Raw genomic sequence first — 20,809 nt, forward strand, 5'->3', positions numbered from 1 at the left:
GCGTTGGCCAGGTCAAGGCTGGTTATGTGTGGGCTGGAGCCGGCGGCGTCAATCAGCCGTGTCCTACTCGGCCTGGCGCGCGGCTTTCTTGGGATCGGCCTTGGGCGCGGGGGCCAGGCGCAGCACCTCGGCTTGATAACGCTCGTCGTCGCCGGCCGCCGCGAAGGGCAGGGCGTCGGCCAGGGCGTCCAGCATCGGGTCCAGCCACTGGTGCTCGGCCTTGTGGAAGTCGCCCAGCACATAGTGCATGACCGCGTCCTTGTGGCCCGGATGGCCGACGCCGATCCGGCCGCGCCGGAAGGCGTCGCCGATCTGGCTGGTGATCGAGCGCACGCCGTTGTTGCCCGCCGCCCCGCCGCCGGCCTTCATCCGGAACCGGCCCGGCGCCATGTCGATCTCGTCGTGGAACACGATCACGTCGCTAGGGGCCAGCTTGAAGAACTTCATCGCCTCGCCCACGGCGCGGCCGCTCTCGTTGTAGAAGGTCCTGGGCTTGAGCAGCAGCAGCTTGACCGGACCGTTCGGAGTGGAGACCTGACCCTCGCAGGCCAGCCCCTGGAAGCGCGAGCGCCACGGCGCCGTGCCCCATTTGCGGGCCAGGGCCTCGACGGCCATGAACCCGACATTGTGCCGGTTCTTCTCGTATTTCGGCTCGGGATTGCCGAGACCGGCGAGGATCAGCATCGCTGAGGCTCCGTGCGTCCTTCGAGGCCCTGCCGGGCAAGGCGCCGCTAAACGAAAAACGGGCGGGCCGTGAAGCCCGCCCGTTTCGATAACTCAGATCGGAAACCCGACCGAAGGGGTTCAGCCTTCGACCGTGGTGTCGCCTTCGCTCGATTGCGAGGCGGCCGAGGCCTTCAGGTTGGCGATCACGAAGTCACGGTCCTGGGCCGGACGCACGCCTTCCGGCAGCTTCACTTCCGAGATGCGGATGACGTCGCCGATGTCGTGCGAGGCCAGGTCGATGACCAGCTCTTCGGGGATCTTGTCGGCCGGGCAGGCCAACTCGACCACGTGGCGGATGACTTCCAGCGTGCCGCCCTTCTTCAGGCCGACCGAGATGTCGTTGTTCTTGAAGTGCACGGGCACTTCGATCTTGATCAGCTGGTGCTCGTCGACGCGGTACAGGTCGAAGTGCAGCGGCTCGTCGGTGACGGGGTGGAACTGCACGGCCTTGGCGATGACCGACTGCTTCTCGTCGCCGTATTGCAGGGTCACCAGGTGGCCCAGCAGCTTGCCGGTGTAGAGCGCCTTGCGGAATTCGTTGCCCTTCACGGCGATGTTCACCGGGGCCTTGGCGCCGCCGTACAGAACGCCGGGGACCTTGCCTTGGCGGCGGGTTTCGCGCGAGCCGCCGGTGCCGGCGCGGTCGCGGAGTTCGACGTTGAGAATGATCTCGGCCATGTCTTGTCTCTCTGGAGAGCCCCATGCTCTCGAAATGCGAAGCCGCCGCACAAGACTGGATTGCCTCGCCCGGTCGACGTTTTTGGGTCGCGCTCCATACACGCAGCGGCCGCCCGATGCAACGGGGCCAGGAATCGCCCTTCTCCCCTTGCGGGAGAAGGGCGCTGGCTAGCTCTTCTTCTTCGCCGACGCCCTCTTCTTGGCGACGGGCTTCTTCTTGGTCACCACCGGTTCGGGCTTGGGCGGGGGCGGGGGCTCGTAGGGCAGGGCGGCGCCCGAGGCCTTGAGCACGCACATGCTGGTGTCGATCATGATGTGCTGGCCCAGGCAGAAGACGTCCTCGTAGTGCGGCTTGGCGACGGCCAGGCACTGGTAGAGGTTCAGCTTGGCCATGTTCAGGCACATGGCGCTGGCCGGCTCGACCATCACCGCGTCGATGGTCGCCAGGTTGTTGTCGCCGGCCGCGCCCAGGGCCGCCAGGGCGGCCACGGCCAGGCCGCGGATCACCAGGGGCTTGTAGGGCGGCGGGGCCGAACGGGGGCCGGAGACTGTGACGGCGGCGGCGGGAGCCGCCGGCGGGGCGGGCACCAGCGGCACGCCGCCCATCGAGGCCTGCTGCAAGGCGGCCACGTCGGCGCTGTCGGCCAGGGCGGGGGTCGCCGACATGGTCTTGGCGTAGGCCAGGCGGCCGTCGCGGTCCAGAACCGGCAGGGTCGACCACTTCGCGCGCTGGACGTCGTAGGCCGCCTGCTTCACGGCCTTGCCCGCGGTGTAGAGCCTGAGGCCCTCCGCGCCGAGCGTGTCGATGATCCGGCCGGCGGCCGTGTCGCTGCCCTTGAAGCCGACGGCGTAGGCCGGGTCGGCGATGATCTGGTTGATGATCGACTGGCGCTGAACCGGATCGGTGGCGAACGACCGGACCGAGGCCACATAGGTCGGGTCCTGCAGGGCCAGGACGGCGGCGTAGGCCGTGGCGCCCGACAGGAACTGCTTGGGCTCGTAGGCGACGCCGACCTTCAGCGAGGCCTGGATCTGGTCGCCGTTCTCGAAGGTGGCGCCGATCGCGCCGGCCCGCTGCATGTAGCCGCGGAAGGCGCTGGCCTTCTCGACGATGCTGGACGACAGGGTGATCGGCGGCGGGGCCGGCGGGGCGGCGACCAGGGGCGGAGGCGGAGGCGGGGGAGTCTCGCAACTGGCCAGCAAGGTGGCGGCGACCACGACGATGGCCGTCAGCGCGGCGCGCGTACGCGTGGTGGAAAGCATGCCGAGAACATCCCTAATGACATAAAGCGCCCGCCATACCACCGGCGCGCGGGCGATATTGTGACAGTCAGTCTGTTAACCACGTCTTGACAAGCGGGGCTGTCAAAACCCGTTTTGGTTCTCGGGAGATCGTCGGCGGAGCGTCCTCAGTCGAACAGCTTGGAGACCGATTCTTCGTTGGCGATCCGGCGGATGGCCTCGCCGATCAGCGGCGCGCACGACACGTAGCGCACCTTCTTGCAGGCCTTGACGGTGTCGGACGCCTCGATCGAGTCGGTGACCACCAGCTCGGTCAGCACCGAATTGGCCACCCGGTCGGCGGCGGCGCCCGACAGCACCCCGTGGGTGACATAGGCCGAGACCGACTTGGCGCCGTGGGCCATCAGGGCGGCGGCGGCGTTGCACAGGGTGCCGGCCGAATCGACGATGTCGTCGAACAGGATGCAGCGACGGTCCTTCACGTCGCCGATGATGTTCATCACCTCGCTCTCGCCGGGGGCCGAGCGGCGTTTGTCGACGATGGCCAGGTCGGCGTCGTCCAGGCGCTTGGCCAGGGCCCGGGCCCGCACCACGCCGCCGACGTCGGGCGAGACGACCATCAGGTCGGGACCCATCTTGTAGCGCTTGTGGATATCGTCGGCCAGCAGGCGCGAGGGCAGCAGGTTGTCGGTCGGAATGTCGAAGAAACCCTGGATCTGGCCGGCGTGCAGATCCATCGTCAGCACGCGGTCGGCGCCCGAGCGGGTGATCAGGTTGGCCACCAGCTTGGCCGAGATCGGCGTGCGGCCGCCGGTCTTGCGGTCCTGGCGGGCGTAGCCGAAGTACGGCAGCACGGCCGTGATCCGCTTGCCCGACGCGCGCTTCAGGGCGTCGATGCAGATCAGCAGCTCCATCAGGTTGTCGTTGGCCGGATAGCTGGTCGACTGGATGACGAAGACGTCCTCGCCCCGCACGTTCTCGTCGATCGTGACGAAGACCTCGAGGTCGGCGAACCGGCGCACCTGGGCGCGGGTCAGCGGCATGTCGAGATATTCCGCGATGGCCTGGGCCAGGGTGCGGTTCGAGTTGCCGGACAGCAGCTTCATGGTTTTGTCTCGGGGAGGGGTGTCGCCGTTGCGGGGGCTTCTAGCAGCCCCCGGCGTGGGAACAACCCCGAGTCTCGCCAGATTCTGCTTATTCGGCGTACTCACGCTTCGAGGGCGATCGCCGACAGAAGCCGTCCGTAGTCGGACTCCCCGGCCAGGAAGGCCCTGCGGTTCGAAAAGAACAGCTCCGGCTCGGCGCGGGTGTCGCGGCCGATCCATTCGCTTTGGCCAATGCCGGCCGTGGCCAGACGGTCCAGGACGAAGGCCGGCAGGTCGAACAGGCGCTTGTCGTCGGTTGCGCCCGGCGCGAAGAATCGGCCCGAGCCGGGGCTGTCGGCCTCGAAGCGCTGCAGGAACTCCAGGCCCACCTCGTAGGACTGCGGGCCGATGCAGGGGCCGACGGCGGCGACCATGCGCGAAGGTTCGGCCCCCAGGGCGGTCATCTGGTCGACGGCGGCCTGGACCACGCCGTCCAGAGCCCCGCGCCAGCCGGCATGGGCGGCGGCGACCACCTTGGCGACCGGATCGGCGATCAGCACCGGCGCGCAGTCGGCGTGCAGGGCGCCGCAGACCACGCCCGGCGTCCGGGTCACCACCGCGTCGCCCTGCGGCCGCACGTCGCCCCACGAGCCGTCGGCGACGATGGCGATGGTCGAATGGATCTGGAAGCAGGTGTTGAGGTCTTCCGGCGCGGCCCCGAACCAGGCGGCGGCCCGGGCGCGGTTCTCGGCGACGTCGGCCGGCTCGTCCTTGCTGCCGCGCCCGACGTTGAGGCTGGCGTAGACCCCGGTCGAGACCCCGCCCTGGCGGGTAAAGAAGGCGTGCCGGACCCCGGCGACGGCGGCCAGCAGGGGCGACTGGACGATAGGCAGGTCGATCATGGTCGAGCGTCCTCGAAAAGCGGAGGAGAAAGTCCCGGGGCGGACAGGCAGGCCGCCTTGAACAGCCGTCCCATCTGCGCGGGGCCGGTCAGGCGATCAAGCTGCCGGGCCAGCCTGTCGGCCTGGTCGGGCCGCGCGGCGGCCAGGGCCTGGGCGCGCTGCTCGATCCCCAGGCCCTGCAGGAACGCGCCCTGGGACAGGATGGGTCCCGTCGCGGCGCCGGCCTCGGCGGCGGCGGCCAGCACGGCGGGAAAGTCGGCCCAGACGGTCAGGTCGGCCTGACCGGGCTCGGCCAGCGGCGAGACCTTGGTGTGGGCCTTCAACGCCTGCAACGTGTCGCCCGGTCCTGGGGCGTCGCGGCCGTAGTCGATCAGCAGCGCCGCCCCGCCGTCGCGGGCGACGCGGTGGCCGATCTCCGAGCCCAGGGCGGCCTGAGCGGGGGAGGATTCGACGACGGTTCCGGGAGAATAGCCCCCTTCCCCCTCGGTGGGGAAAGGGTTGGAGATGGGGGTGAAAGCGTGCCCGGATCTGGCGAGGCCGGCGTGAGGTCCGCCGCCGTGGCCACCCCCACCCCCGGCCCCTCCCCCATCGAGGGGGAGGGGGGATTGCAGCGCCCGCAGTCCGAACGCCAGGTTCCCGGCTTCGTCGAGCCCCACCATCCGCTCGGCCCAGCCGTCTTCGGTCCGCACGAACTGGTGGGCGGGCAGGCAGTCCAGCACTTCGTTGGCGACCAGCAGCAGCGGCGCGCCGGCTGGCACGGCCTCCAGGCGGTCGGCCCAGTTCGGCGCCAGGGGAGCGGTGGCCAGGCGCTCGGCCTGGGCTTCCCGCAGCGGCGGCGAGACCTCGACCAGCCAAAGGTCGGCGGCGGCCAGGAACTCCGGCAGCAGCCGGGCTGCGCGCAGGATGTCGGAGATCAGGGTCCCGTCGCCCGGGCCGAGCTCCACCAGCCGCACCGGCGCGGGCCGGCCCATGCGGGCCCAGGTCTCCAGGATCCACAGGCCGATCAGCTCGCCGAACATCTGGCTGACACCCGGCGCGGTCAGGAAGTCGCCGCCTTCACCGAGCGCGGGCCGGGTGGCGTAATAGCCGTCGCGCGGGTCGTGCAGGCAGCGGGTGAAGTATTCGGCGACGCTGATCGGGCCGTCCTGGGCGATCTGGGCCCGCAGGCGGTCAAGCAGGCTCATGGTCGTCCGCGGCGGGGGCGGGAACCGGTTCGCGCAGGGCTCGCCACAGCAGCCAGCCGCCGATCAGCAGCATCGGGATCGACAGCATCATCCCCATGGTCAGGCCGAACGGGAAGTGGGGCATGCCGAGGTCGGGGTTGCGCACGTTCTCCAGCAGGGCGCGGAACAGGCCGTAGCAGATCAGGAAGGTCGCCACGAGCGCGCCGCGCCGCTGCAGCCACTTCAGCCGGTGGACCGCGAGGTTCAGGATCAGGAATAGCAGGACGCCCTCCAGCGCGGCTTCGTACAGCTGGCTGGGATGGCGTGGCAGCTCGCCGGCCGGACAGGCGCCGCGGTTGGCGGCGCGGATGGTGTCGTTGCAGAACACCATGCCGAACGGGTGGTCGGTGACCCGGCCCCACAGCTCGCCGTTGATGAAGTTGGCGCAGCGGCCGAAGAACAGGCCGATCGGCGCGACCGGCGCCACCAGGTCGCCCAGCCGGAGGATGTCGATCCTCTGCTGGCGGGCGAACAGGGCGACCGCCGCGCAGACGCCCAGGAAGCCGCCGTGGAAGGACATGCCGCCCTCCCAGATCTTGAAGACTGACAGCGGATCCTGCGCCAAGGCCGCCCGCTGGCCCTCGTTGACCAGCATGTAGAACAGGATGTAGCCGATCCGGCCGCCCAGGATGATGCCCAGGGTGATCCACAGCACCAGGTCGTCGATCTGCACCGAGGTGGCGGTCGGCTTCTGGCCGCCCCAGAGCCTGGCGTCGCGGACCAGTCGGATCGCGTACTGCCAGCCCAGCAGGATGCCGGCGACATAGGCCAGGGCGTACCAGCGCAGGGCCAGCGGCCCCCATTGCAGGGCCCAGGGGCCGATGTGGACGATGGGGTCGATGTCGGGGAAGATCACGCCGCGAGCGCTCCGGACGGACAGAGGGTCGCACCTCTACCGCGTTCGCTCTTCGCTTTCATCCTTCCTTTCCCATATAAGACCCGCGACGAACCACGCCGCGCCCCCCCGCCGGGCTTTGGAAATTTCGATGCATAGCCAAAACCCCTTCCTCGACGAATTCGCCAAGCTGACCCAGGCCGCCATGGGCATCGCCCAGACCGCGGGCGAGGAAGCCAAGACCGCCATGCGGGCGCAGGCCGATCGCCTGGCCGCCGAGTTCGACCTGATCCGGCGCGATGATTTCGAGGCCCTGAAGGCCGAGGTGGCGGCGCTGCGCGCGGAAGTCGCGGCGCTGAAGGCCAAGAAAACGCCGGCCAAGAAGGCCAATCCTGGTAGCGATAACGCGGCCGAATAGGCGAGTTTCGTTCCCGTTCGACGTGAAGGCGGTTGTGACGCCGCCCGCGAAGCAGATTAGAGTCCTCCAGGTGGGTGATTTGGTCGGGTCCCGCGACCCGTCTCTCCCCGGGGGTCAAAGGGTCTCATGGACACCCAACCGGAAGAAGACGACGTCCTGCTGGCGATGGATCCGCTGGAGGTGGTCGAGCACGTGCTCGCGGCCGAGAACCTGACGTTCGACCGCACCGAGGACGGCGACCTGGCCTTCGCCCTGACCGGCGACTGGAAGGACTACGAGCTGTGGTTCGCCTGGCGGCCCGAGGCCGACTGCCTGCAGCTGTGCCTGTCGCTCGACCTGCGCGCCAGCAAGACCAAACGTCCCAGCGCCTACCAGCTGCTGTCGATGATCAACCAGCGCGTCTGGCTGGGCCATTTCGAGGTCTGGACCGAGGACGGCGAGGTGGTGTTCCGCCACGCCCTGGCCCTGCCGGCTGGTGAGCGCCCGACCATGGCCCAGGCCGCCTCGATGATCGACGCCGCCGTCGAGGCCGCCGACCGCTTCTATCCCGCCTTCGACTTCCTGCTGCACGGCGCCAAGACGCCGGACGAGGCCATGGCCGCCTGCATGTTCGAAACGGTGGGCCAGGCTTAGGGCTGGACTTTCCTTCTCCCCTTGCGGGAGAAGGTGGCCTTGCGAAGCAAGGTCGGATGAGGGGTTTCTCGACGCTTGAGCAGAGTCGCCGGCTCGCCGCCGCGCGACCCCTCATCCGTCGCTTCGCGACACCTTCTCCCGCAAGGGGAGAAGGATTTCAGAGCGGAGCCGCCCATGACCACCCCCATCCTCCTCCTCGGCGCCGGGCGCATGGGCGGGGCCCTGATCGCGGGCTGGGCCAAGGCCGGGGCCTTCGCCGCCGCCGACCTGATCATCCGCGACCCGAACGCCGACCCCACCGCCTTCCCGGGCGCGACGGTCAATCCGCCGCTGGAAGCGCTGGCCGTCGCCAAGACCGTGCTGCTGGCCGTCAAGCCGCAGATCTGGCGCGAGGCCGTAGCCGACGTCGTTCCGCACCTGGCGCCCGACGCGGTGATCGTCTCGATCGCCGCCGGGGTGCGCGCCGCCGACATCTCTGAAGCGTTCGGCGGCCGCGCCGTGGCCCGGGTGATGCCGACCACCGCCGTCGCCATCGGCCTTGGCACGGCCAGCATCGTCGCCGATACGATCGAGGCCCGGGCCCGGGCGCACGCCCTGCTGGACCCGGTCGCCGCCACGGTCGACCTGGAGGACGAGGCGCTGATGCACGCCGCGACGGCGGTGTCCGGCTCGGCCCCGGCCTATCTCTACGCCTTCATCGAGGCGCTGGAGGCCGCCGGCGTGGGCCAGGGCCTGGACCCGGCCGACTCGGCCAGGCTGGCGCGGGCCACCATCGTCGGGGCGGCGGCCCTGCTGGGCCAGGGCGGCGAGGAGCCGGCCGAGCTGCGTAGGCAGGTCACCTCGCCTGGGGGCACCACGGCCGCGGCCCTGAGCGTGCTGATGGGCGAGGGCGGTTTCGGCGACCTGTTGCCGCGCGCGCTGGAGGCGGCGGTGAAGCGGTCGGTCGAGCTGGGGGGCTAGAAACCCCCTCAGTCGCTTCGCGACAGCTCCCCCAGAGGGGGAGCATCTCGGCGGGCTCGGCGTAGATCCTCCCCCTCTGGGGGAGGTGGCCCGAAGGGTCGGAGGGGGCCTTGTGCGGCGAGGCTTGGTGCGCCATCTCCGTTCCATGACCGCCGCCGCTGAAGATATCCTCGACCGCGCCGCCGCCGCCGCGCTCGCCCTGGCCGCCGACCGGCCGTGGACGCAGGTCACCCTGCGCGACATCGCCCTGAAGGCCGAAGCGCCGTTCGCAGAGCTCTACGCCCGCGCCGACGGCAAGGGCGCGGTGCTCGACCACCTGGCCGCCCGCTTCGACCGCGCGGCCCTGGCCACGGTCTCGGCGGAAGACGCCAGCACCCACGACCGGCTGTTCGACGCCGCCATGGCCCGCATCGAGGCGATGGAGCCGCATCGCGCCGCCCTGATCGCCATCAGCCGCTCCGAGAGCGTGGTGGTCTCGGCCCTGCGCTTTCCCAGGACCGCCCGCGCCGTGCTGGAGGCCGCTGGCCTCGACGCCACTCCGGCCCGGCTGGCCGCCATGTCGGCGGTCTGGGGACGCACCCTGCAGGTCTGGCGCGACGACGAGGGCGCCCTGAACCGCACCATGGCCGAGCTGGACAAGCGTCTGAAGCAGATGGCCCAGGGCCTGGAGAAGCTAGGCCTCTAAGATTGGCCGAAGGCCCAACGAAAAAGCCCGCCAGGATCGATCCCGGCGGGCTTTGCCGTTTCAGGCTGGAGGTCCGATCAGCCCTTGGTCTGGTTGGTCGGCAGCTTGCAGCCGCCGCCCACGCCCTTGGCCTGCAGGCACGAGAGCAGTTCGGCCGGTTTGGGCGCGCTCTGGTTCAGCGGATAGGCCATGACCCAGCCCGGCAGGCCGTCCGAGCAGGCGACCTCGACGAAGCCCTGGGTGGCGGTCTGACCGATGATGCGCGAGCCGGAAACGGTGCAGCTGCCCTTGCCCAGGCCCTTCAGGTCGGCCGACAGGCGCGGATAGACCGCGTCCGGCTTGGTGAAGCTGCAGCGATAGCCGTTCATTTCCGACGTCACGCAGTCGTAGACCGTGTTGCTGGTGGCGGTGAAGATGCCGATGCCGCCGTCGGGGCGGTTGGAGCACTTCAGCTCGACGATCTCCTTGCGGGGGTCGTTGCTGGGCAGCATGCCGTACTTCTCGACCTTGCAGTCGAAGCCGGCCTTGGTGGCCAGCTTGCTGTAGAGGCCGGCCTGCTCGGTCTGGGCCGCCACGGCGTCGCTCAGGGTGCAGCCGCCGCCGACGAAGCCGGCCTGGGCGCAGTCGATGGCCTTGACCAGGGCGCCGCCGGCCGAGGCCTGCTGCAGCACGTAGCCCTTGCCGTCCTGGCAGGCGACTTCGAAGTAGTTGTCGGTCTTGGTGCTGAGGATGTAGCGCTTGTCCTTGATCGCGCAGTTCTTGCCCGCCGCGGCGTTCAGCTGGTCGACGACGGCCAGCTGGGTGGCCTTGTCGGTCAGCTTGCAGCTGACATTGCCGCCATCCTCGTACAGCAGGCAGCTGTTGACCGTGACGTCCTGGTCGACATTGATCGGGGCCGAGGTCTGGACGATGTAGCCGGCGCCGCCCTTACAGGCGACTTCGAAATAGGCGTTCTTGGCGCCGGCGCCGATGGCGCGGGCGTTCTGGATGTCACAGGCGGTGTTGGCCTTGGCCAGGTACGGCGCCAGGCCGGTCTTGGGGTCGGCGTTGCCGGGCAGGATGCAGGCCAGGGCGCTCGGCTTGCCGTCGGCGCCGGGCTGACCGGTCTCCAGGCAGCTGTAGGCCTGGGGCGCGGCGTCCTTCTTGGCGAGCAGGGCGAAGCCCAGGCCCTGCTGGCAGGCGACTTCGTAATAGTCGGTGCTGGTCTTCTTGTCGTTGCCGATCAGGCGGGCGTCCGTGACGGTGCACGAGATGCCAGCGGCCTTGGCGACGTCCGGCGCGGCCTTCATGCCGGCCTCGCGGGATTTGGCGTCGACGGCGGCCGGCTTTTCCTTGTCCTTCGCCGCCGAGATCACGGTGGCGGGAACGAGCGCGGCGAGCGCGAGGGCGGCCGTCAAGCCGATCGCGATGGGCCTCATGGGGTACGTCTCCTGGGGTAAATTCCTCGCGGCGGACTTAAGGCCCGCTTGCATCGAGGGTCAAGATGTCGTCCGACGGGGGCGCAATCATGACGACGGCCGCGACCGGAGGACGCAAATGCGGGACGGGATCGAGGAAGATACGGCCGAACCGCCCGGGAAAACGCCAAGGCCCAGGCTGGTCTATCCGTTCGAAACGGCGCCGGAGGCTGGATCGGGCCAGGCCGTCGAGGTCGCGCCCGGCGTGCTGTGGCTGCGCCAGCCGCTGGGCGGTTCGCTGGGCTTCATCAATGTCTGGGCGATCGCCGACGGCGAGGGCTGGGCGGTGGTCGACACCGGTTTTCAGACCAAGGAGACCTCGCAGGCCTGGCGCGCGGCCTTCGCCGGCGCCCTGGGCGGGAGACCGGTCACCCGGGTGATCGTGACCCACCTGCATCCCGACCACGTGGGCCTGGCGGGCTGGATCGCCCGCAAGTTCGACGTCCGCCTGTGGATGACCCGGCTGGAATACTTCCAGTGCCGGATGCTGGTGGCCGACACCGGCCGCGAGGCGCCCGAGGACGGCGTGCGGTTCTTCCACGCCGCCGGCTGGGACGAGGAGGCGATCGAGAACTACAAGGCGCGGTTCGGCGGCTTCGGCAAGATGATCTATCAGCTGCCCGACAGCTATCGCCGGATGACCGACGGCGAGGTCTTCGCGATTGGCGACCACGCCTGGCGGGTGGTGACGGGGCAGGGCCATTCGCCCGACCACGCCTGCCTGTGGTGCGAGGACCTGGGCGTGCTGATCTCCGGCGATCAGGTGCTGCCCCGGATCTCGTCCAACGTCTCGGTGTTCCCGACCGAGCCGGACGCCGATCCGCTGACCGACTGGCTCTCTTCGCTGGCCAAGGTGAAGACGGTCGTGCCGGACACGGTGACGGTGCTGCCGGCCCACAACGATCCGTTCCAGGGTCTTCACGCCCGTATCGACGGTCTGATTTCGGGCCACGAACGCGGCCTGGCGCGGTTGGCCGGCAAGCTGGCCGAGCCGAAGCGGGCGATCGACGTATTCGGCGCCCTGTTCGCCCGGCCGATCGGGCCGGACCTGCTGGGTATGGCCACCGGCGAGGCCCTGGCTCACCTCAACTGCCTGATCGGCCGCGGCTTGGCGGTGCGCGAGACGGATGGCGCCGGGGTGAACTGGTATCGGGCGGCGGACTAGATTGGGGACAGGCGCATGCGCCTGTCCCCAACCGATCTCAAGCCGACAGCCGCTGTTCGTACTCGCCCTTGAGCTTGCTCCAGCTGTCCCAGAACGACGCCGTCTGCGGCTTGCCGCTGATCTTGGTGACCAGCACGTCGAGGTGGGCGTGCCAGCCGGCGCTGACGTTCAGCAGCTGGGCGCGGTCGGGCAGGCGGCGGTGGACGATCGTCAGCAGCACCTTGTCGCCGGCCGGCTCCAGCTCGAACGACACCTCGCCCTGGTTCCAGGCGATGGCCAGCTTGCGGTTCGGCTCGAGCGCCAGAATGCGGCTCTCCAGGCGGTGCTCGGTCCCGAAGCCCTCAGGGCGCCTACCGGGCGGGTCGCTGAGCTCGTCGTTGCGCCAGACCAGCTCGAACGGCGCGCCGGCCTTCATCTCCATCTGGCCGGCCGCCAGCCATTGGCGGCGCAGCTCGCTTTGCGTCAGGTAGGCCCAGACGCGGTCGACGGGGCCGGGCAGCAGGCGCTGGATCTTCAGGGTCAGCGGCTCGATCAGTTCGCCATAGGCGGAAAGGGTGGCGGCTTCGGTCATTGGTCGTCTCCTTGTTTCGGGGGCGGGGCGTTGCGGGCGTCCTCCTCGCGAAGGAGCCGGTCCAGCACGTCCAGACGGCTGGTCCAGAAGCGTTCGTAGAAGTTCAGCCACGCGTGGGCAGTGGCCAGCGGGCCGGGGTCGAGACGGCACAGGTGCGTGCGGCCGCGCACCTCGCGCTGGATCAGGCCGGCGCCTTCCAGAGCCTTGATGTGCTTGGAGGCGGCGGCCAGCGAGATCGAGAACGGCTCGGCCAGCTGGCCCACCGTCCGCTCTCCGTCGGCCAGTTCGCGCAGCATCCGGCGGCGAGTGGCGTCGCCGAGGGCGTGGAAGATGCTGTCCAGTTGGGGGGCAAGTAATTCAACCATGTGGTTGAATATGTGGGGCGCGGTCCCAAGAGTCAACCAGTTGGTTGAATATTCCCTATCGAAACATTCGTTTGATATTTCGTGCGCGAACTATAATCTCGCGCGATGACCACGCCTCCCGACCGCCGCCTGGTGTTCCTGCTCAATGTCGCGCACCGCCGGGTGCAGCGCTATGTCGAGGCCAAGATGGCGGCCAAGGGCGGGCTGACCGCCGCCCAGTCCGGGGCCCTGTTCGTGCTGGGCCAGAAGGACGGGGCGCTGATCGGCGAGGCCGCCGAGGCCCTGGACCTGGCGCCTTCGGCCATGACCGGCCTGGTCGACCGCATGGTCCGCGCCGGGCTGGTCGAGCGCCGGCCCGATCCAAGGGACGGCCGCGCCTTTCGCCTGCACCTGACCTCTCATGGCGAGGCCGCCCGCGAGGAGGCCAAGGCCGGGGTCGAGGGCCTGAACGCCCATCTCATCGACGGCTTCACGGACGACGAGATCGCCGTGGTGTCGCGCTGGCTGTCCAGCCTGCAAACCAAGTTCCCCAAAGGAGATCCTCAATGAGCACGCTCGAATCTGGGCACGTCCAAGTGGCCGTCGACGCCGGCGTGATGACCATCACCCTGGCCCGGCCGGACAAGAAGAACGCGCTCAGCAACGCCATGTACGGCGTGCTGGCCGACAGTCTCGAACGGGCCGAGAGCGACCCGGCCGTGCGCGTGGTGGTGTTCCAGGCCGACGGCGACAGCTTCAGCGCCGGCAACGACCTGCAGGACTTCGCCGCCCAGGCCACCGGCGCCTTCGAGGGCGAGCGCCACGTGATGCGCTTCCTGAAGGCCCTGGCCAGGGCCAGGCGGCCCCTGGTCGCCGCCGTGCAAGGCCAGGCCGTGGGCGTGGGCACGACCATGCTGCTGCACTGCGACCTGGTGTTCACGAGCCCCGACGCCAGGCTGACCACGCCGTTCGTCAACCTGGCCCTGGTGCCCGAGGCCGCCTCCAGCCTGCTGCTGCCGGCCCGCATCGGCCACGCCCGCGCCTACGCCATGTTCGCCCTGGGCGAGGCGCTGGACGGCGAAACCGCCGCGGCCTGGGGGCTCGCCAACGCCTGCGTGCCGCTGGAAGACCTGCGCGCCCGGGCCCGTGCCGCCGCCGACCAGCTGGCCAAGCGTCCGCTGGGCGCCCTGACGGCCACCAAGGGCCTGATGCGCGACGCCGAGACCATCGCCGCCCTGATGGACAGGGAGGGCGAGGTGTTCGGCCAGCGCTTGCAGACCGCCGAAGCCCGCGAGGCGTTCATGGCCTTCGCCGAGCGCCGCGCGCCCGACTTCAGCAAGGTCGGCTGAAGCGACGCGCCGGGGACACGCCCTTGCGGCGTGTCCCCGGCCTTGCCGGAAGGCCGCGGAAGGATCAGGGTCGCGGCCGCTTCGTGATCGTTGGAGAGGCCCCATGAGCCTGGCTGGCAAGACCCTGTTCATCACCGGCGCCTCGCGCGGCATCGGCCTGGCCATCGCCCTGCGCGCCGCCCGCGACGGCGCCAACATCGTCGTCGCCGCCAAGACGGCGGAGGCCCATCCCAAGCTGCCGGGCACCATCTACACCGCCGCCGAGGAGATCGAGGCGGCCGGCGGCAAGGCCCTGCCGCTGGTGGTCGACGTGCGCGAGGAGGCCAGCGTCCAGGCCGCGGTCGACAAGGCGGTCGAGACGTTCGGTGGCATCGACATCTGCGTGAACAACGCCTCGGCGATCTCACTGACCGGCACGCTGTCGACCGACATGAAGCGCTACGACCTGATGCACCAGATCAACGGCCGCGGCACGTTCCTGACCTCGAAGATTTGCCTGCCGCACCTGAAGAAGGCGGCCAACCCGCACATCCTGGCGCTGTCGCCGCCGCTGGACATCAAGCCGCGCTGGTTCGCGCCGCACGTCGCCTATTCGATGGCCAAGTACAATATGAGCCTGGCCATGCTGGGCATGGCCGAGGAGTTCCGCGCCGACGGCGTGGCCTGCAACGCCCTGTGGCCGCGCACCGCCATCGCCACCGCCGCCATCCAGTTCGCCCTGACCGGCGAGGAAGGGCTCAGGCACTGCCGGACGGTCGAGATCATGGCCGACGCGGCCCACGCGATCTTCGAGAAGCCTTCGCGCGCGTTCACCGGCCAGTTCGTGATCGACGACACCTTCCTCTACGCCGAGGGCGTGCGCGACTTCGACAAATACCGCGTGGATCCCACCGCCACCCTGATGCCGGACTTTTTCGTGCCCGAGGACAGCGTCCCACCGCCGGGGGTGGTCATCGGGTAGGGCCTCCAAGTTCGCAAAAGGCGAACTTTTTTACACATCCCCTTTATCATGTTAAAAATATCTCGATTCTTTAACATGGTGGCGACGTGTTACGGCCGACCTACGGAATTCCGGACCTCCCACCGGCCGCGGACCTTGAGACCGTGGCGGTCTTGCGCGAGGCGGCGCGGGCGCATCGGTACCTAGCGGAGCTGAAGGGACGAGCGGTCGCGATCCCCAACCAAGGCATTCTCATCGACACGCTGTCGCTGCAGGAAGCCCGGGCCAGTTCGGAAATCGAGAACATCGTCACGACCCAGGACGAGATGTTCCAGGCCACGCTGTTTCCTGACAGTCCAGACGGAGGGCCGGCAAAGGAGGTGGCGCTCTATCGGGACGCCTTGAAGCGAGGTCACGACCGACTGATCGCGCAGCAAGGACTGCTGACCAACAATACGATCGTCGAGATGTTCCAGGTGCTCAAGCGGACCAGGGGCGAATTTCGGACGACGCCGGGAACGGCGCTGCGTAACGACGCCTCCGGCGATCTGGTCTACGTCCCGCCGCAGGACCATGGGGCGATCATCGCTTACATGACGGCGCTTGAACGCTTCGTGAACGACGAGGCGGCCAGCGATCTGGATCCGCTGATCAAGATGGCGTTGATCCACCATCAATTCGAGAGCATCCACCCGTTTCCCGACGGCAACGGCCGGATCGGGCGAATCCTGAACGTACTCTATCTGACCAAGGTCGGGCTGCTTGAGATCCCGATCCTGTACCTCAGCCGCTACATCAACGCCCACAAGTCAGATTACTATCGCCTGCTGCAAACCGTGCGCGACACAGGGCAGTGGGAAGCCTGGCTGCTCTACATGCTGCGGGCCGTAGCGGCGACCTCCCGGCAGACGCTGGCGTTGGTCGAGGGCGTCGGCGCATTGATGGCCGACTACAAGCAGAGACTTCGCGCGGATCATCCACGCCTGTATTCGCAGGACCTGTTGAACAATCTTTTTCGCCACCCCTACACCCGGATAGAGTTCCTTCAGAACGAGCTAGGCGTCGTCCGGCAGACGGCGGCCAGGCATCTGGACACGCTGGCGAACGCGGGTCTTCTGGAAAAGCACAGCCAGGGGCGCAACAACTACTATGTAAACCGGCCTCTGGTGACCCTGCTGCTAAGTGTGTCGGAGCGGCCGGCCTGACGTCAGCGTTTGCGCTCTTTCCGCGCCGCGGCCACGGCGATCGAGCGTCTCGCCCAGGCGACCATCAGCTCCGGATCGTCCAGGGCCTCGGCTGGGGCGGTCCAGTAGGCCATCGGACTCATGCCGAACGGCGCGAACTGGAGGCTGCCGGCCGCCTCAAAATCGGGCCGCAAGGTCTCGTCGCCCTTCAGGTACAGGGTGTCGTCGTCGACCAGGGCGAAGAACAGGCCCTGGGCGTAGAGCCCGACTCCGCCGAACATCCTGCGCGAGCTCAGCGGCCCGACCGGGGCCAGCTGTTCGAGCACGAAATCCAGATAGTCCGAAGAGACCGCCATATGTCCGTCCCCGCCAAAGTCTCCGTGCGTCCCGCCGTCGCCGCGGACAGCGCCCTGATCCTGCAGTTCATCCGCGACCTGGCCGAGTACGAGAAGCTGCTGGACGACGTGCGGGCGACGCAGGACGACGTCACGGTGGCGCTGTTCGGCGAGAATCCCAAGGCCTTCTGCGACATCGCCGAGATCGACGGTCAGCCGGTGGGGCTCGCCCTGTGGTTCTACAACTTCTCGACCTTCGTCGGCCGGCACGGGATCTATCTGGAGGATCTGTTCGTGCAGCCCGAGGCGCGGGGTTCGGGGGCGGGCAAGGCCCTGCTGGCCAACCTCGCCAGGCGCTGCGTCGACGAGAAGCTGGGCCGGCTGGAATGGGCCGTGCTCGACTGGAACGCCCCGTCGATCGCCTTCTACGACAGCCTCGGCGCGGCGGCGATGGACGAGTGGACCGTGCGGCGGATGACCGGCGAGGCGTTGCGAAGGTTGGCGGGGGTGTAGTCGAATCCACGGCTGGGGACAGGCACGTGTGCCTGTCCCCGTCCCGCGCACGGCCTCTATTCCAGCCGGTCCGCCTTTCTCAGCTCCGGGAACATCCGCGCCCAGGCGCCGGTGACGATCAGCGCCCCGACGCCGCCGAAGATCGCCGCGCCGACCGGGCCCAGGAAGCGGGCCGCGACGCCGCTCTCGAACTCGCCCAGCTCGTTGGAGGCGCTGATGAACAGGCCGGAGACGGCGGCGACCCGGCCGCGCATCGGGTCGGGGGTGACCAGCTGGACCAGGGTCTGGCGGATATAGACCGAGACCATGTCGGCCCCGCCCAGCACCGCCAGGGCGACCACCGACAGCCACATCCATTGCGACAGGCCGAACACCACCGTCGCCGCGCCGAACACCGCCACGGCGCCGAACATCAGCAGGCCCGCGCGGCGGCGGATCTGGTGGCTGGCCAGGACCACGGCCACCACCGTCGCGCCCACGGCCGGGGCGGCGCGCAGGATCCCGAAGCCTTCGGCCCCGACATGCAGCACGTCGCGGGCGAACACCGGCAGCAGGGCCGTCGCGCCGCCCAGCAACACGGCGAACAGGTCCAGCGAGATCGAGCCGAACACGATCTTGTTGCGCCAGGTGTAGACCAGGCCTTCCTTGATCAGCGTCCAGCGCGAGCCGGGCTGCACCACCGGCTTGGTCGACTTGCGGACGCCCAGCAGGCACAGGCCGCCCAGCAGGAACAGCCCCGCCGAGACGCCGAACGCCGCGGCCGGCGAAATGGCGCACAGCAGACCCCCCAGGGCGGGGCCGATGATCGAGGCGCTCTGCCAGGACAACGAGTTCCAGGCGATGGCGCGCGGCAGCAGCGGACGCGGCACCAGCATCGGTCCCATGGCGCTGGAGGCCGGGGACAGGAAGGCGCGCCCGGCGCCGAACAGCACGGCGATGGCGAAGATCGGCCACAGGGCGGTGTGGCCCGACCAGGCCAGCAGGCCCAGGCCGCCGGCGCACAGGATGTCGAGACCGATCGCTGCGGTCATGATCGCCTTGCGATCGTGACGGTCGGCGGTCTCGCCGGCGGTCAGGGCCAGGAAGAACAGCGGGACGAACTGGGCCAGGCCGACCATGCCCAGCAGGAAGGCGCCCTGGCCCTCGTCGCGGCCGGTCTCGCGGGCCAGGGTGTAGACCTGCCAGCCGATGGTCACGGCTTGGATCTGCACCGCGAGGGTGGCGACGAAGCGCGCGGTCCAGAAGAACAGGAAATCGGTCTGCCTGAGCAGGGCGCGCATGGAGGTGTCCGTCACTTCGATGGCCGAAGGGACGGAGTCGGTGTCGGGGGGAAGGTCGGTCATCGGCGCGGACCATGTCCCCAGGCGCGCGCCGCCGCAATCGCGTTTGTTTGATGCGACAGTTGATTTCATTGACGCCATGCGCCCCAGGCCCTATTCCGCGCCCTCCAACGGAAGGAAGCGCCGCCATGCGACGCCTGCGACGAACCTGCGCCGCGCGGACCGGAGTCCGCCTCTGAACGCCCCGGGGGCGGCCGTCTCGGCCGCGTCACGAACCGGGGCTATGTCCCCTTTCGTGTTCCGGATCGTTTAGCGCCCATGTCGTCTTCCGCCGTCGTCCCTTCGCCGCTGTCGCCCTCCATCCTGCTCGAGCGGCCCGAGCACGCCCGCGCCGTGGAGGTGCTGGTCGACCGCGCCTTCGGCCCCGGCCGGTTCGCCAAGTCGTCCGAGCGACTGCGCGAGGGCAACCGCAAGCTGGACGACTGCTCGTTCGTGGCCCTAAGCAACGAATGGGGGCACGAAGGAAGGGTGATCGGCAGCGTGCGGCTGTGGCCGGTAAGGGTGGGCGACAAGCCTGTCGCCTTCCTCGGTCCGCTGGCGGTCGACGCCGGCGAGCGCAAGCACGGCCTGGGCCAGGCCCTGGTCGAGGCCGCCTGCGAAGCGGCCGCCAAGGCCGGCTGGCGCGCGGTGCTGCTGGTCGGCGACGCCCCTTATTTCGGTCGCATCGGCTTTTCGGCCGCGCCCGCCGCCCAGGCGATCATGCCCGGCCCGGCCGACCAGCGGCGGGTGCTGGCCAAGGCCCTGGTCGAGGGCGGCGACGCTGAGCTGGTCGGGGCGATCCGGATCGGGTGAAGGCCCCCTCAGTCGCTTCGCGACAGCTCCCCCAGAGGGGGAGCAACTCGTACTGTGTAGGCCCGAAAGGCCGGAGGGGGCTCGCGAAGCGAGCCTTGAGCCCGACGCCCGCTTGCCCTACCTGAACGCCATGACCGCCGATCCCACACCCTCTGGCCTGGCCGGTGTCACCGCCGCCGCCAAGAGCGCGGGCGAGCGCGGCCTGCCGCCGGTGCACCTGTGGCATCCGGAGCATTGCGGCGACATCGACATCCGCATCCGCAAGGACGGCGTCTGGTTCCACGAGGGAACGCCGATCGGCCGCGAGGCCCTGGTGCGATTGTTCTCGACCGTTCTGCGGCGGGATCCGGACGGCTACCACTTGGTCACCCCGGTCGAGAAGCTGAAGATCCAGGTCGAGGACGCGCCTTTTATCGCCACGCGCGTCGATCAGGTGGGCGATAGTCTCCGCTTCGAAACCAATGTCGGCGACGTGGTCGAGGCGGGGCCGGACAACGCCATCCGCGTCGAGACCGACGCGGCGACCGGCGAGCCGCGGCCCTATCTGCACGTGCGGCGCGGGCTGGAGGCGCTGATCGCCCGGCCGGTGTTCTACGAGCTGGCCGAGCTGGCGGCCGAGCGCGACACGCCGGAGGGGCCGCGCCTGGGCGTCGCCTCGCACGGCGCCTGGTTCCCGATCGCCCCGGCCGGGGCGCACCGGCCATGACCCTGACCCGCGACGAGCGCCGGGCCTGGATCGCCAGCAAGCTGGACCCGATCAGCGCCTATGACCCCAGCCTGGACGCGGCGCGCTCGGACTTCGACCTCAATCCCGGCCTGCGGCCCGACAATCCCCACGCCCTGAGGCCGGCCGCCGTGCTGGTCGGTCTGATCGAGCGCGAGGCGGGCATGACCGTCCTGCTGACCCGCCGGGCCGACACCTTGCGCAGCCATACCGGCCAGATCGCCTTTCCCGGCGGCCGCTGCGATCCCGGCGAGACGCCGTGGGAGACCGCCCTGCGCGAGGCCCGGGAGGAGGTCAAGCTCGACCCGAAGTTCGTGACCCTGGCGGGCCTGCTGCACGGCTACCGCACGGTGACGGGCTTCCATGTCACGCCGGTGGTCGGCTTCATCGATCCGGCCGCGACCTTCGAGGCCAGTCCCGATGAGGTGGCCGACGTGTTCGAGACGCCGTTCGCGTTCCTGATGGATCCCGGCAACCACCAGCGCCAGCACCGCGACCTGCCCGACGGCGAGCGACGGTTCTTCTACGCCATGCCCTGGAACGAGCGCTTCATCTGGGGCGCCACGGCCGGCATGCTGCGGGCGCTGTACGAGCGCCTGCACGGCGAGGAGGCCGCGGCGTGAAGGCTGTCCGGCTCCGTTCGGACTTGCCGGATTGAACCAATCGTTTGAAATGCCAGCCCCGCGCAACGGGGATGGCGGGGGTGTG

25 protein-coding genes are annotated in these 20,809 nt (G+C 69.4%); 13 read left to right on the plus strand and 12 right to left on the minus strand.

Annotation, left to right across the window (positions count from 1 at the left end; genetic code table 11):
- Positions 1–63 precede the first annotated feature (63 nt).
- From pth to lgt, 7 genes are all read right to left on the minus strand, one after another.
- The gene (gene pth / locus EV278_RS20775; protein ID WP_132095618.1) at positions 64–684 is read right to left on the minus strand and encodes an aminoacyl-tRNA hydrolase; all 621 of its coding nucleotides are present in this window, start codon (positions 682–684) and stop codon (positions 64–66) included.
- Between the two features lie 120 nt (positions 685–804).
- Positions 805–1,404 (minus strand): 50S ribosomal protein L25/general stress protein Ctc, encoded by a 600-nt coding sequence (locus tag EV278_RS20780; protein ID WP_132095620.1) that lies wholly within the window; start codon positions 1,402–1,404, stop codon positions 805–807.
- 168 nt (positions 1,405–1,572) lie between these two features.
- Positions 1,573–2,667 carry a hypothetical protein gene (locus EV278_RS20785; protein ID WP_132095622.1) on the minus strand — a complete coding sequence of 365 codons (1,095 nt, stop codon included), beginning with the start codon at positions 2,665–2,667 and terminating at the stop codon, positions 1,573–1,575.
- A gap of 146 nt (positions 2,668–2,813) precedes the next feature.
- Complete coding sequence (locus EV278_RS20790; protein ID WP_132095624.1) at positions 2,814–3,752, minus strand: ribose-phosphate pyrophosphokinase; 939 nt, start codon at positions 3,750–3,752, stop codon at positions 2,814–2,816.
- A gap of 101 nt (positions 3,753–3,853) precedes the next feature.
- A complete protein-coding gene (gene pgeF, locus EV278_RS20795; protein WP_132095626.1) occupies positions 3,854–4,633 on the minus strand; it encodes a peptidoglycan editing factor PgeF in 780 nt (259 codons plus the stop codon).
- On the minus strand, positions 4,630–5,817 hold the full coding sequence (locus tag EV278_RS20800; RefSeq protein WP_132095628.1) for an SAM-dependent methyltransferase: 1,188 nt from the start codon (positions 5,815–5,817) through the stop codon (positions 4,630–4,632). Before EV278_RS20800 ends, pgeF begins: the two co-directional genes overlap by 4 nt.
- Positions 5,804–6,712, minus strand: a complete 909-nt coding sequence (gene lgt / locus EV278_RS20805; RefSeq protein ID WP_132095630.1) for a prolipoprotein diacylglyceryl transferase — start codon at positions 6,710–6,712, stop codon at positions 5,804–5,806. Before lgt ends, EV278_RS20800 begins: the two co-directional genes overlap by 14 nt.
- A 130-nt stretch (positions 6,713–6,842) precedes the next feature.
- On the opposite strand from lgt, the gene EV278_RS20810 reads away from it, so the two are divergent.
- The 4 genes from EV278_RS20810 (at position 6,843) to EV278_RS20830 (ending at position 9,387) form a co-directional block, all read left to right on the plus strand.
- Positions 6,843–7,109, plus strand: a complete 267-nt coding sequence (locus tag EV278_RS20810) for an accessory factor UbiK family protein (RefSeq protein WP_132095632.1) — start codon at positions 6,843–6,845, stop codon at positions 7,107–7,109.
- A 126-nt stretch (positions 7,110–7,235) separates the two neighbouring features.
- A complete protein-coding gene (locus tag EV278_RS20815; protein ID WP_056758539.1) occupies positions 7,236–7,742 on the plus strand; it encodes a YbjN domain-containing protein in 507 nt (168 codons plus the stop codon).
- A gap of 174 nt (positions 7,743–7,916) precedes the next feature.
- Complete coding sequence (gene proC / locus EV278_RS20820) at positions 7,917–8,702, plus strand: pyrroline-5-carboxylate reductase (protein WP_132095634.1); 786 nt, start codon at positions 7,917–7,919, stop codon at positions 8,700–8,702.
- 145 nt (positions 8,703–8,847) lie between these two features.
- Positions 8,848–9,387 (plus strand): TetR family transcriptional regulator, encoded by a 540-nt coding sequence (locus EV278_RS20830; RefSeq protein WP_132095636.1) that lies wholly within the window; start codon positions 8,848–8,850, stop codon positions 9,385–9,387.
- 77 nt (positions 9,388–9,464) lie between these two features.
- Here the strand turns inward: EV278_RS20830 and EV278_RS20835 are convergent, their stop codons facing one another.
- Positions 9,465–10,805 carry a hypothetical protein gene (locus tag EV278_RS20835; protein WP_132095638.1) on the minus strand — a complete coding sequence of 447 codons (1,341 nt, stop codon included), beginning with the start codon at positions 10,803–10,805 and terminating at the stop codon, positions 9,465–9,467.
- 118 nt (positions 10,806–10,923) lie between these two features.
- Between EV278_RS20835 and EV278_RS20840 the strand changes: the two genes are divergently transcribed.
- Positions 10,924–12,009: an MBL fold metallo-hydrolase gene (locus EV278_RS20840; RefSeq protein WP_132095640.1), complete on the plus strand. Its 1,086-nt coding sequence runs from the start codon at positions 10,924–10,926 to the stop codon at positions 12,007–12,009.
- 37 nt (positions 12,010–12,046) lie between these two features.
- Here the strand turns inward: EV278_RS20840 and EV278_RS20845 are convergent, their stop codons facing one another.
- Together EV278_RS20845 and EV278_RS20850 are read right to left on the minus strand one after the other, a co-directional pair.
- The gene (locus EV278_RS20845) at positions 12,047–12,580 is read right to left on the minus strand and encodes an SRPBCC family protein (RefSeq protein ID WP_132095642.1); all 534 of its coding nucleotides are present in this window, start codon (positions 12,578–12,580) and stop codon (positions 12,047–12,049) included.
- Positions 12,577–12,945: a metalloregulator ArsR/SmtB family transcription factor gene (locus tag EV278_RS20850; protein WP_132095644.1), complete on the minus strand. Its 369-nt coding sequence runs from the start codon at positions 12,943–12,945 to the stop codon at positions 12,577–12,579. The genes EV278_RS20845 and EV278_RS20850 overlap by 4 nt, the downstream gene beginning before the upstream one ends.
- A 105-nt stretch (positions 12,946–13,050) precedes the next feature.
- Between EV278_RS20850 and EV278_RS20855 the strand changes: the two genes are divergently transcribed.
- The 4 genes from EV278_RS20855 to EV278_RS20870 all read left to right on the plus strand — a co-directional run bounded on the left by EV278_RS20855 (position 13,051) and on the right by EV278_RS20870 (position 16,418).
- On the plus strand, positions 13,051–13,494 hold the full coding sequence (locus EV278_RS20855) for a MarR family winged helix-turn-helix transcriptional regulator (protein ID WP_132095646.1): 444 nt from the start codon (positions 13,051–13,053) through the stop codon (positions 13,492–13,494).
- Positions 13,491–14,273, plus strand: a complete 783-nt coding sequence (locus EV278_RS20860; protein WP_132095648.1) for an enoyl-CoA hydratase — start codon at positions 13,491–13,493, stop codon at positions 14,271–14,273. Before EV278_RS20855 ends, EV278_RS20860 begins: the two co-directional genes overlap by 4 nt.
- A 103-nt stretch (positions 14,274–14,376) precedes the next feature.
- Complete coding sequence (locus tag EV278_RS20865) at positions 14,377–15,234, plus strand: NAD(P)-dependent oxidoreductase (protein WP_132095650.1); 858 nt, start codon at positions 14,377–14,379, stop codon at positions 15,232–15,234.
- Positions 15,235–15,377: 143 nt separating this feature from the next.
- Entirely contained in the window at positions 15,378–16,418 is a 1,041-nt protein-coding gene (locus EV278_RS20870) for a Fic family protein (protein WP_243692287.1), read from the plus strand.
- A 2-nt stretch (positions 16,419–16,420) separates the two neighbouring features.
- On the opposite strand, the gene EV278_RS20875 is transcribed toward EV278_RS20870, so the two are convergent.
- Positions 16,421–16,753 (minus strand): TfoX/Sxy family protein, encoded by a 333-nt coding sequence (locus EV278_RS20875; protein WP_132095654.1) that lies wholly within the window; start codon positions 16,751–16,753, stop codon positions 16,421–16,423.
- Here EV278_RS20875 and EV278_RS20880 point away from each other — a divergent pair, their 5' ends adjacent.
- Complete coding sequence (locus EV278_RS20880) at positions 16,754–17,245, plus strand: GNAT family N-acetyltransferase (protein ID WP_132095656.1); 492 nt, start codon at positions 16,754–16,756, stop codon at positions 17,243–17,245.
- Positions 17,246–17,301: 56 nt separating this feature from the next.
- Here the strand turns inward: EV278_RS20880 and EV278_RS20885 are convergent, their stop codons facing one another.
- Positions 17,302–18,588: an MFS transporter gene (locus EV278_RS20885; protein WP_132095658.1), complete on the minus strand. Its 1,287-nt coding sequence runs from the start codon at positions 18,586–18,588 to the stop codon at positions 17,302–17,304.
- 255 nt (positions 18,589–18,843) lie between these two features.
- On the opposite strand from EV278_RS20885, the gene EV278_RS20890 reads away from it, so the two are divergent.
- The 3 genes from EV278_RS20890 (at position 18,844) to EV278_RS20900 (ending at position 20,724) form a co-directional block, all read left to right on the plus strand.
- Positions 18,844–19,377: an N-acetyltransferase gene (locus EV278_RS20890; protein ID WP_132095660.1), complete on the plus strand. Its 534-nt coding sequence runs from the start codon at positions 18,844–18,846 to the stop codon at positions 19,375–19,377.
- Positions 19,378–19,507: 130 nt separating this feature from the next.
- Positions 19,508–20,083 (plus strand): DUF1285 domain-containing protein, encoded by a 576-nt coding sequence (locus tag EV278_RS20895; RefSeq protein ID WP_132095685.1) that lies wholly within the window; start codon positions 19,508–19,510, stop codon positions 20,081–20,083.
- 2 nt (positions 20,084–20,085) lie between these two features.
- On the plus strand, positions 20,086–20,724 hold the full coding sequence (locus EV278_RS20900) for a CoA pyrophosphatase (protein WP_132095687.1): 639 nt from the start codon (positions 20,086–20,088) through the stop codon (positions 20,722–20,724).
- Positions 20,725–20,809: the final 85 nt, after the last annotated feature.

This window comes from Caulobacter sp. BK020, from assembly GCF_004342605.1.
In the GTDB taxonomy this organism is placed as follows: Bacteria; Pseudomonadota; Alphaproteobacteria; order Caulobacterales; family Caulobacteraceae; genus Caulobacter.